This window comes from Streptomyces sodiiphilus, assembly GCF_039529215.1.
In the GTDB taxonomy this organism is placed as follows: Bacteria; Actinomycetota; Actinomycetes; order Streptomycetales; family Streptomycetaceae; genus Streptomyces; species Streptomyces sodiiphilus.
The window spans coordinates 14,637-26,489 of sequence record NZ_BAAAMJ010000002.1 but is presented as its reverse complement, the minus strand read 5'-3'; the positions used below and the strand labels follow the sequence as shown (position 1 = coordinate 26,489).

Annotated in this window: 5 protein-coding genes; 4 read left to right on the top strand and 1 reads right to left on the bottom strand. The window is 70.8% G+C overall.

Annotated elements, in window-relative coordinates:
- Nucleotide 1: 1 nt before the first annotated feature.
- From narH to narI, 3 genes are read left to right on the top strand one after another with little or no spacing between them, the layout of a single operon-like run.
- Nucleotides 2-1,714 (top strand): nitrate reductase subunit beta, encoded by a 1,713-nt coding sequence (narH, locus tag ABD299_RS00875; RefSeq protein ID WP_344257961.1) that lies wholly within the window; start codon nt 2-4, stop codon nt 1,712-1,714.
- Nucleotides 1,711-2,349 (top strand): nitrate reductase molybdenum cofactor assembly chaperone, encoded by a 639-nt coding sequence (gene narJ, locus ABD299_RS00870; RefSeq protein ID WP_344257960.1) that lies wholly within the window; start codon nt 1,711-1,713, stop codon nt 2,347-2,349. The genes narH and narJ overlap by 4 nt, the downstream gene beginning before the upstream one ends.
- A 50-nt stretch (nt 2,350-2,399) precedes the next feature.
- Nucleotides 2,400-3,146 (top strand): respiratory nitrate reductase subunit gamma, encoded by a 747-nt coding sequence (gene narI / locus ABD299_RS00865; protein ID WP_344258067.1) that lies wholly within the window; start codon nt 2,400-2,402, stop codon nt 3,144-3,146.
- A 66-nt stretch (nt 3,147-3,212) separates the two neighbouring features.
- On the opposite strand, the gene htpG is transcribed toward narI, so the two are convergent.
- Nucleotides 3,213-5,153, bottom strand: a complete 1,941-nt coding sequence (gene htpG / locus ABD299_RS00860) for a molecular chaperone HtpG (protein ID WP_344258066.1) — start codon at nt 5,151-5,153, stop codon at nt 3,213-3,215.
- A 328-nt stretch (nt 5,154-5,481) separates the two neighbouring features.
- On the opposite strand from htpG, the gene ABD299_RS00855 reads away from it, so the two are divergent.
- Complete coding sequence (locus ABD299_RS00855; RefSeq protein WP_344257959.1) at nt 5,482-11,817, top strand: protein kinase domain-containing protein; 6,336 nt, start codon at nt 5,482-5,484, stop codon at nt 11,815-11,817.
- Nucleotides 11,818-11,853: the final 36 nt, after the last annotated feature.

Below are 11,853 nucleotides of genomic sequence, written 5' to 3'. Positions count from 1 at the left end.
CATGCGCGTCATGGCCCAGATGGCAATGGTGATGAACCTCGACAAGTGCATCGGCTGCCACACCTGCTCCGTCACCTGCAAACAGGCATGGACCAACCGCCCCGGCGTCGAATACGTCTGGTTCAACAACGTCGAGACCCGGCCCGGCCAGGGCTACCCCCGCCGCTACGAGGACCAGGACACCTGGCTCGGCGGCTGGGAACTCAACAAACGCGGCCGCCTCGTCCTCAAATCCGGCGGCCGGCTCAAAAAACTCCTCACCATCTTCTCCAACCCCAAGCTCCCCGCACTCGACGACTACTACGAGCCCTGGACCTACGACTACGAAACCCTCATCAACGCACCCCTCCAGGAACACACCCCGGTCGCCAGGCCCAAATCCCTGACCACCGGCAAGGACATGAAGATCACCTGGTCCGCCAACTGGGACGACAACCTCGGCGGCTCGGTCGAACACGGCGACAAGGACGTCCTCGCCGCAGGCCTCGCCGAAAAGATCAAGTTCGAGTTCGAGCAGTCCTTCATGTTCTACCTGCCCAGGATCTGCGAACACTGCCTCAACCCGTCCTGCGCCGCCTCCTGCCCCTCCGGCGCCATCTACAAGCGCAGCGAGGACGGCATCGTCCTCGTCGACCAGGACAAGTGCCGCGGCTGGCGCATGTGCGTCACCGGCTGCCCCTACAAGAAGATCTACTTCAACCACCGCACCGGCAAAGCCGAGAAGTGCACCTTCTGCTTCCCCCGCATCGAGGTCGGCCTGCCCACCGTCTGCGCCGAGACCTGCGTCGGCCGCCTGCGCTACATCGGCCTCGTCCTCTACGACGCCGACCGCGTCCTGGAGGCCGCCTCCACCCCCGACGACCAGGACCTCTACGAAGCCCAGCGGCAGGTCCTCCTCGACCCCGAGGACCCCGAGGTGATCAGGGAGGCCGAACGCTCCGGCATCCCCCGCGACTGGATCGAGGCCGCCCAGCGCTCCCCGGTCCACTCCCTCATCAACACCTACAAGGTCGCCCTGCCCCTGCACCCGGAATACCGCACCATGCCCATGGTCTGGTACATCCCGCCCCTGTCCCCGGTCGTCGACGCCGTCCGCGACACCGGCTACGACGCCGAGGACAGCACCAACCTCTTCGCCGCCATCGACGCCCTGCGCATCCCCGTCGAATACCTCGCCGAACTCTTCACCGCCGGCGACCCCGAACCCGTCAACGCCGTCCTGCGACGCCTGGCCGCGATGCGCAGCTACATGCGCGACATCAACTTCGGCCGCGAACCCGACGCCACCATCCCCGCCGGCGTCGGCATGGCCGAAGAAGAGATGTACGACATGTACCGGCTGCTCGCCCTCGCCAAATACGACGAGCGCTACGTCATCCCGCCCGCCCACGCCGAACAGGCCCACAACCTCGAAGAACTCGCCACCGAATGCAGCCTCGACTACGAGGGCGGCCCCGGCATGGGCGGCTCAGGCCCCTTCGGGGAATCGTCCGGCGGCGCCTCACCCGTGGCCGTGGAGAACTACCGGATGCTCCACGAACGCCAGACCACCGACTCCCTCACCGACCCCGCCGACAAGAAGAACCGCGTCAACCTCCTGAACTGGGACGGCAAGGGCCGCCCCAAAGGGCTGTTCCCCGACCGGGGCGAGGCGCCCCCGGCCGGACTCATGGACGGCACCGACCCGAACGCCGAGGGGAAGCCCACACCATGACCTCCCGCACCCGCCACCGGACAGCGGCCTGGCAGGTCCAGTCCCTCATGCTCGCCTACCCCGACGAGCAGCTGCCCGGCCGCCTCCGGCTCGCCCGCCGCGCCGCCGCCGCACTCCCCGCCGGCATCGCCGCACCACTGAACCGCTTCCTCGACCACGCCGGCCGGACCGACCCCCGCGACCTCGCCGCCGACTACGTCGCCACCTTCGACCACCGCAAACGCTGCTGCCCCTACCTCACCTACTACGCCCACGGCGACACCCGCCGCCGCGGCGTCGCCCTGCTCAGCATGAAACAGACCTACGCCGCCGCCGGACTCCAGCTCAGCGACGAGGAACTGCCCGACCACCTCGCCGTCGTCCTGGAATTCGCCGCCGCCCAACCCGACGCCGGCAACCGCCTCCTCACCGAACACCGCGCCGGCCTCGAACTCCTCCGCCTCGCCCTCCGCGAAGCCGACTCCCCCTGGCAGCACATCCTCGACTCGGTCTCCGCCACCCTGCCCCCGCTCGCCGGCGACGAACGGCAGGCCGTCGCCCGCCTCGCCGCCGAAGGCCCACCCGAGGAACAAGTCGGCCTCACCCCCTTCGGCCCGCCCCAGTCAGCACTCGACCCGGTCGGAGGCCGCCGATGACCACCTGCACCACGGCCGCCGACACCCTGCTCTGCACCGCCGCCACCCCCATGGCCGCCACGGGCGGCGAAGGCGCCCTCGACGTCCTGCTGTGGGTCGTCCTGCCCTACGTCGCCCTGGTGATGTTCATCGGCGGACACATCTGGCGCTACCGCTACGACAAATTCGGCTGGACCACCCGCTCCTCACAGCTCTACGAAAGCCGCCTGCTGCGCATCGGCAGCCCGCTGTTCCACTTCGGCATCCTGGTCGTCATCATCGGCCACGTCGTCGGCCTGCTCATCCCCAAGAGCTGGACCGAAGCGGCCGGCATCAGCGAGGGCGCCTACCACGTCACCGCCGTCGTCCTGGGCACCATCGCCGGCTTCTGCACCCTGGCCGGCGCCGCCATCCTCGTCTACCGCCGCCGCACCGTCGGCCCCGTCTTCAGCGCCACCACCAAGAACGACAAGTTCATGTACCTGGTGCTGGTACTGACCATCGTCCTCGGACTCGCCGCCACCGTCGCCGCCAACGTGGTGGGGGAGACCTACGACTACCGCACCACCATCTCCCCCTGGTTCCGGGAGATCTTCTCCTTCCAGCCCGACCCGGCCGGCATGAGCGGAGCACCCCTGCTCTTCCAGCTCCACGCCCTCAGCGCCCTGCTGCTGTTCGCCGTCTGGCCCTTCACCCGCCTCGTCCACATGCTCACCGCCCCCGTCGGCTACCTCACCCGCCCCTACGTCGTCTACCGCAGCCGCGACGCCCACCTCGGCTCCCGGGCCCCCCGCCGCGGCTGGGAACGCACCAAGTAACCCACCCGCCCCGGGGCGGACCGCACACCACACGCGATCCGCCCCGGCACGGGGACCTCTCAGGACCTACAGGGCCCGCTCCAGACGACCGGCCAGCAGCCGCGTGAAACGCGACGGGTCCGCGGGCAGGCCACCCTCCGCCAGCAGCGCCATCCCGTGCACCAGCTCCGCCATGCCCTCCAGACTCGGATCCGACGGACGATCCGCGTGCGCCTTGCGCAGACCGGTGATCAGCGTGTGATCCGGGTTGATCTCCAGGATCCGCTTGCTCTCCGGCATCTCCTGACCCATCGCCCGCATCATGTTCCGCAGACCCGGCGTCACATCATCGGTGTCCGAGACCACGCAGGCCGGCGAGACGGTGAGCCGGGAGGACAGCCGCACCTCCTTCACCTCGTCACCGAGCCGTTCCGACAGCCACTCCAGCAGCCCGGCGTACTCCTCGCGCTGCTGCTCCCGCTCCGCCTTGGCGGCCTCCTTCTCCTCCTCCGTGCCCAGCTCGGCCTCGCCCTTGGCGATGGAGAGCAGCTTCTTCCCCTCGAACTCGGGCACCGCGTCGACCCACACCTCGTCCACCGCGTCGGTGAGGATCAGCACCTCCAGCCCCTTGTCCCGGAACGCCTCCATGTGCGGCGAGTCCTCCACCGCGCTCCGGGAAGAGCCCGTCAGGTAGTAGATGTGCTCCTGCCCCTCCCGCATCCGCTCCACGTACTCCTGGAGCGTCGCCGTCTTCTCCGCGTCATGGGTGGTGGCGAACGAGCAGGCGGCCAGGATCGCGTCCTTGCTGTCCGGGTCGTTCACCAGCCCTTCCTTCACGACCGGCCCGAACTCCCGCCAGAAGTCCGCGTACTTCTCGGGCCGCTGCGCCCGCATCTCCTTGAGGGTGGACAGCACCTTCTTCGCCAGCCGCCGCCGCATCAGCTGGATGTGCCGGTCCTGCTGCAGGATCTCCCGCGAGATGTTGAGCGACAGGTCCTGGGCGTCCACCACACCCTTCACGAAGCGCAGGTACGGCGGAACCAGCTCCTCGCACTCCTCCATGATCAGGACGCGCTTGACGTAGAGCTGCACACCGCGCTTGTCATGGGAGAAGACGCCGTGCGGCGGACGCGCGGGAAGGAACAGCAGCGCCTGGTACTCGAAGGTGCCCTCGGCGTTGATCCGGATGGTCTCCAGCGGATCGGTCCAGTCGTGGCTGATGTGCCGGTACAGCTCGTGGTACTCCTCGTCGGAGACCTCGCTCTTCGGCCGGGCCCACAGCGCCTTGCGGGAGTTCAGCGTCTCCGGCTCGGGCTTCTCGCTGTCGCCGTCCTCGGCCTTCTCCTCGCCGTCCTTGCCCGCCTCCGCCGGCGTGACCAGCCTGATCGGCCAGGTGATGAAGTCGGAGTAGCGCTTGATGATCTCCTTGATCTTCCAGGGCTCGGTGTAGTCGAAGAGCTGGTCGTCGGTGTCCGCCGGCTTGAGCCGCAGCACGACCGCCGTGCCCTGGGGCGCGTCGCCGACCTCCTCGATGGTGTAGGTGCCCTCACCGGTGGACGTCCACCGGGTGCCCGTGGCCTCCCCGGCGCGGCGGGTCAGCAGCGTCACCTCGTCGGCCACCATGAAGGCGGAGTAGAAGCCGACACCGAACTGTCCGATCAGGCCCTCCGCGTCGGCCGCGTTCCCGGCCTTCCGGGCCTCCTCCAGCTTCTGGAGGAACTCCGCGGTACCGGACTTGGCGATCGTGCCGATCAGCCCCACCACCTCGTCGCGCGACATCCCGATGCCGTTGTCGCGCACGGTCAGCGTGCGGGCGTCCTTGTCCGTCTCGATGGCGATGTGCAGGTCGGAGACATCCGCCCCGAGCGAGTCGTCGCGCAGCGCCTCGATGCGGAGCTTGTCGAGCGCGTCGGAGGCGTTGGAGACCAGCTCTCGCAGGAACACATCCTTGTTCGAGTAGATCGAGTGGACCATCATCTGGAGGAGCCGGCTGGCCTCCACCTGGAACTCGAACGTCTGGGCCGTCATGATCGTGTAATTCCCCCAGGTCTCGTCCATGGCCGGAGGACCGGAGCGCCGCCGGGCGGCGCGGGCCTCCGGATTGCTTGTCACGCCGATGTTATGCCGGGTGGTGGAGGAAGCGGGCGTGCTGCTGTTGCCGGAACGTAACCCACCGCAGTCTCCTGACGACTCGACAGCCGCCTTACGGTCGTACCATCGTGCTACGCACCCATCGCCAAACTCCCGTGTTGACAGCGTCAACGCAATTATGTGATGGTCTGCTGGCGAACGTGCGTACGCTCCCTGCGGGATGTGCTCACCGTGCGTGCGAGGTGTGGTGAACCAGGGAGGGGTAGTGGGCCTGCGGACGGTCGACGGACGGTTCCGGATCACGGGGATCGTGGGTCGCGGGAACATGGGCGAGGTGCACCGGGCCGAGGACCTTCGGGCCGCCCCGGAGTCCGGGCACCGGGAGGTGGCACTCAAGACCGTGCTGCGCAGCCGGACCGGAGTAGCGGTCGACGCCTCGGGAGCCGGCAAGGAGATCAACCGCTTCCGCCGCGAAGTGCGGATCATGCGCATGCTCTCCCGCGGCCACCCGAACCTCACCCTCCTGATCGACGGCGGAGTGGACGGCACGCCGGACGGCAGCGGTCTTCCGTATCTGGCCATGGAGCTGCTGGACGGCAGTCCGCTCGCCGACCTCATCGACGAGGAACCTCAGCTCCCGGTCTCCTGGGCCGCCGCGATCGGAGCACAGCTCGCCGCCGGCCTGGCCGCCGCGCACACTGCCGGCGTGGTTCATCGCGACCTCAAGCCGGCCAACGTGATGCTGACCCGTGACGGCACCGTCAAGGTCCTCGACTTCGGTATGGGGTCGATCGTCGACGACCCCGACCAGACGCAGCTGACCAGCACCGGCGTGAGCGTGGGCACGGCCCGCTACATGGCCCCGGAGCAGTTCCGGGCGGAGCGGGTCTCCGCCGCGGCCGACCTCTACGCGCTCGGCTGCATCCTCTACGAACTGCTGCTCGGACGACCGCCGTTCTCCGCCAGGACCCCCTATGAGCTCGCCGAACAGCACCAGCACCAGCGGCCGCCGCAGCTCACCCTGGTGCGCCCGGACCTGCCGGCCGGTCTCGTCCGGCTGGTGCACCGCCTCCTGGAGAAGGACACCGACCTGCGGCCCGAGAACGCCCTCCTGGTCCGCGAGGCCCTGCTTCCCCTCGCGCTGGAGCCGGACGACACGGCCGCCCTGCTGGCTCCCCACTGGCAGGTGAGCGACCCGGTGGCGCGGCTGCGGGCCCTGATGCCCGAGCCCGCCCCCGCCGCCCCGGCCCCCGCCCCGCGCCGGGAACCGCGCCTGCCCGAGGCGATGGACGTCTTCGGCATCCATGCCGGACTCATCAACGAGTACGAGAAGTTCACCCGTAGCGCCACGGTGTTCCGGGACGCACGGATCGAGAGCTTCGTCGAGGAGGACCTGGCGAAGAAGTCGCAGTGGCCCGACCCGTGGCTGTCGCTCAACCCGTCCTTCGCCGACGGGGGCCAGGTCACCGACCTGGTGCGCGACGGGGTGCTGCACCCCCGGTGCGCGGAGATCTTCCAGGAGGGCAAGAAGGAGAGCTCGCCGCGCCCGGACGGCCGGTCGCTGATCTTCCACCTCCACCAGCGGCAGGCCGTCGAGGCCGCGCAGGCCGGCGACTCCTACGTCCTCACCACGGGCACCGGCTCCGGCAAGTCGCTGGCGTACATCGTGCCGATCGTGGACCGGGTGCTGAAGGAGCGGCAGGCGGCGGGAGCGGAGGCGGGGGGCCGGGTGCGGGCGATTGTCGTCTACCCGATGAACGCCCTGGCCAATTCGCAGCTGATGGAGCTGGAGAAGTACCTGCGCCGCGGTTTCGGCGCCGGCCGCGAGCCGGTGACCTTCGCCCGCTACACCGGCCAGGAGTCCGACGAGCAGCGCAGGGAGCTGCGCCGGAACCCCCCGGACATCCTGCTGACCAACTACGTGATGCTGGAACTGATGCTGACCCGGCCGGACGACCGGGCCAGCCTGATCCGGATGGCGGAAGGGCTGCAGTTCCTCGTCTTCGACGAGCTGCACACCTACCGGGGCCGGCAGGGCGCGGACGTGGCGTTCCTGATCCGCCGGGTCCGGGAGGCCTGCCGGGCCTCGGAGACCCTGCAGTGCGTCGGCACCTCGGCGACCATGTCCACCGAGGGCTCCTGGGAGGACCAGCGGCGCGAGGTCGCCAGGGTCGCCGGCAGGCTGTTCGGCACGACGGTCCTGCCGAAGCGCGTCATCGGCGAGACCCTGATCCGGGCGACGGAGGGGGCCCCGGGAACCGTGCCCGCCGAGCGGCTGCGGGTGGGGGCGGCGCCCCGCTCGTACGAGGCGCTGAGGAAGGACCCGCTGGCCCGCTGGGTGGAGTCCCGGTTCGGTCTGGAACGGGAGGAGGGCACGGGCCGGCTGCGCCGCTGTCCCCCCGCCACGGTCGAGACGGCCGCCGCCGAGCTCGCGGACCGGACCGGGGTCAGCGAGGGGAGCGCGCGTGAGGCGATCCGGGCGACCCTGGAGGCCGGCGCCCAGGCCAAGGACCCGGTGAGGGAGCGGCCGCTGTTCGCCTTCCGGCTGCACCAGTTCCTCTCCAAGGGGGACACCGTCCACACGACGCTGGAGGACCCGCTCACCCGGCCGCTGACCCGCACCTACCAGCTGGAACAGCCGGGCAGCGGCGGCAAGCCGCTGTTCCCGCTGGCGTTCTGCCGCGAGTGCGGTCAGGAGTACCTGACCGTCTGGCGCACCGAGGACCGCGGCGCGTTCCGGTACGAGCCGCGCCGGGACACGTTCGCCTCCGGGGGACGTGACGGCGAGGGCTACCTGTATCTGGGCACGCCGGGGGAGGACTACGAGTGGCCCGCCGACCCGCAGCGGGCCGTGGACGACCGGCGGCTTCCGGAGTCGTGGCTGGAGCCCGACACGCAGGGCATGACGGTGGTCAAGAAGTCCTACCGGCCCCGGGTGCCCAAGCGTGTCGTCGTGGACGCGCACGGCGGTGAGTCCGACGAGGGGCTGGCGGCGGCGTTCGTCCCGGCGCCCTTCCTGTTCTGCCTGCACTGCCAGGTCTCCTACGAGCAGGTGCGCGGCCGGGACTTCGCCAAACTGGCCACCCTGGACCAGGAGGGACGTTCCTCGGCGACCTCGCTGATCTCCGCGTCGATCGTCAAGTCCCTGCGCGCGGTTCCCCGCGAGAGCCTCGGCAAGGAGGCGCGCAAGCTGCTGACCTTCGTCGACAACCGCCAGGACGCTTCGCTCCAGGCCGGGCATTTCAACGACTTCGCGCAGGTCACCCAGTTACGCGGTGCTCTTCACCAGGCCGCGGTGCGGGCGGGCGAGGACGGGCTGCGCCACGACGACCTCGCCGAGGCCGTCACCGAGGTGATGGGTCTCACGCCCCGCGAGTACGCGGCGGGTGCGAACCTGGCGCCCTCCATGGAGCGCAGGGCCACGAAGGCCTTCCGGGACGTCGTCGGGTACCGCCTCTACCGGGACCTGGAGCGGGGCTGGCGCGTCACCATGCCCAACCTGGAACAGACCGGCCTGCTGCGGATCGACTACGAGGACCTGGACTGGCTCGCCGGCCAGTGCGACCGCTGGCAGGCCGCCCACGCCGTGCTGCGCGACGCCGATCCGGCGCTGCGCGCGGAGGTCGCCCGGACGCTGCTCGACTACATGCGGCGTTCCCTCGCCATCGATGTCCGCTATTTCCGCGACGACTTCGACCCCCTGCAGCGGGCGAGCGAGGAGCGGCTGGCCGGGCCGTGGGTGCTCAGCGACAGCGACCGGCCGGCCGTCGGCACCGCCTACCCCTACGGCTCCCGCCCGGGGATGGAGCGCACCGCGCTGTTCCTGTCCCCGCGCGGCAAGTTCGGGAAGTACCTCAGGCGCAACATGTCCGGCCTGCGCGACCTCCCCGTGGGGGACGTCCAGGAGGTCATCGAGGACCTGCTGAAGGTTCTGTGCGAGGCGGAGCTGGTGCGCGAGGTGGAGGCGGTTCCCGAGCGCTCCGGCCCGGCCTACCGCCGCCGCCCCGCCGAGCGGCGCACCGGCTACCGGGTGTCGGCCGCCGCCTTGATCTGGCGGGCCGGGGACGGCGAGCGGGGCGCGGTGGACCCGCTGGCACGCACCTACAGCAGCGGCGAGGGCCCGCGCGTCAACCCGTTCTTCCGCGACCTGTACCGGACGGCGTCCGCCGAGCTGGCGGGGCTGTTCGCACGGGAGCACACCGCGCAGGTCACCCCGGAGGACCGGCTGGAGCGCGAGCGGCTGTTCCGGAACGCCGAACTGCCCCTGCTGTACTGCTCGCCGACGATGGAGCTGGGCGTGGACATCTCCTCGCTCAACGCGGTGCTGATGCGCAACGTGCCGCCCACCCCGGCGAACTACGCGCAGCGCTCGGGCCGGGCGGGCCGCTCGGGCCAGCCCGCCCTGGTGACGACGTACTGCGCGACGGGCAACAGCCACGACCAGTACTACTTCCACCGTTCGCAGGACATGGTGGCCGGGCAGGTGGCGCCGCCGCGCCTGGACCTCGCCAACGAGGACCTGGTCCGCTCCCACATCCAGGGCATCTGGCTGGCGGAGACCGCCATGCGGCTGGGCACCGCCATTCCGGACATCATCGATGTCGCCTACGACCCCGACGACGGCGACCGCCCCGATCCGCAGATGCCGCTGCCGCTCCTCCCCGACATCCGTGACGCCTCCCTGGACGAGGACGCCCGCCGGCGCGCGGTCACCGCCGCCCGCGCCGTACTCGCCCCGCTGGTCGCGGACTTCGACGCCACCACCTGGTGGTACGACGAATGGATCGAGGACCGGATCGAGCGGGCGCCCCGGGAGTTCGACGCCGCCTTCGACCGGTGGCGCCAGCTGTTCCGGGCGGCCGTCATCGACCAGTACGAGCAGAACAAGCGCGTCGTCGACCACACCCTCTCCCCGGGCGAGCAGGGCCGGGCGCGCAGCCGGCGCCGGGAGGCCGAGACGCAGACGAACCTGCTGCTGAACCGCTCCGCCGACAGCAAGTCGGTGATGAGCGACTTCAATCCGTACCGCTACTTGGCGTCCGAGGGGTTCCTGCCCGGCTACAGCTTCCCGAGGCTGCCGCTGGCCGCGTACATCCCGCGCTCGGGCAACCGCCGCAACGCCGACGGCGACTATCTGCAGCGTCCCCGGTTCCTGGCGATCCGTGAGTTCGGCCCGGGCGCGCTCATCTACCACGAGGGGGCCCGCTACCAGGTCACCCGGGTCCAGCTGCCGCCGGACGCCTCGGGCGACCTGGCGACGGGGGAGGCGCGGCGCTGCGACGGCTGCGGCTACCACTACGAGGTGCGGGCCGGCACCGACATCTGCGCCATGTGCGGCGACCAGCTCCGGGGCAAGCGCACCGGCCTGCTCCACCTCCACACCGTGTACACCACGCCGCGCGAGCGGATCTCCTCCGACGAGGAGGAGCGCCGCCGGGCCGGTTTCCGCCTCCAGACCTCGTACGCGTTCCAGGACCACGGAGCCCGCAAGGGGCGGCTCACCTCGCATGTCGCCGACACCGCGGGGGCGCCCGTCCTCGACCTGGACTACGGCGATTCGGCGACCGTCCGCATCACCAACCTCGGCCGGGTCCGGGACAAGCCGGGCGAGCCGGACGGCTACTGGCTGGACGTGGGCGACGGCCGCTGGCTCAACGACCGGGCCGCCGCGGACGCCATCGAGGGCACCGGCATGCCCGTGGCGGACGAGGACGGCAACGAGAAGCGCCGCAAGAAGAGGGTGCTGCCCTATGTGGAGGACCGCCGCAACATCCTGGTGGTGACCCTGGACGAGCCGAGGCCCGAGCCGGAGGCCCTGTCCGTGCTGTACGCGCTGGAGCGCGGCATCGAGGCGGCGTTCGAGCTGGAGGACTCCGAGCTGACCGCGGAGCTGCTGCCGCCGGACGAAGGCCCGCGGCGGCGCCTGCTGTTCACGGAGGCGGCCGAGGGCGGCGCCGGTGTGCTGCGCCGGATCCAGCACGAGAAGGACGCGCTCGCCAGGGCCGCCCGGACCGCCCTGGAGATCTGCCACTTCGACCCGGCAACCGGCACGGACCGGGGAGGACCCAGGGAAGGCGAGGAGTGCGCCCGCGGCTGCTACGCCTGCCTGCTGACCTACGCCAACCAGGGGCACCACCGCCTGCTGAGCCGGCACGCCGCCCGGCCGCTGCTTCAGCGGCTCGCCGGGGCCCGCACCCGGCGGGAGGAGCGCGGCGAGTCCCGCAGCGAGCGGTTCCGCAGGCTCGCCCCCGCCGCGGGCGGCTCGCAGGCCCCTGCTCCTGCCCCGCCGGACGCGGACCTGGCGGCCCTCGTCGAGGACGGCGACCTGGTCGGCTGGCTCAGGGCGAAGGGCTACCGGCTGCCGGACACGGTCGGCGCCCTGGTCACGGAAGCGGCCGCCCGCCCCGACCTGGTCTTCCACGTGGACGGCGCCCACGTCGCCGTGTTCGTCGACCTCCCCGGCCGCCCGGCCGACTCCACCCGCGACATCGAGGCCGGCTACCGCCTGGAGGAGGCCGGCTACGACGTCCTGCGCTTCGCGGCCGGCACCGACTGGCAGACCATCGTGGACCGCAACGCCGCCTACTTCCACATACGTTGACCACTCCGCCCGGGGGCCCCGGCCCCCAGAAACCGA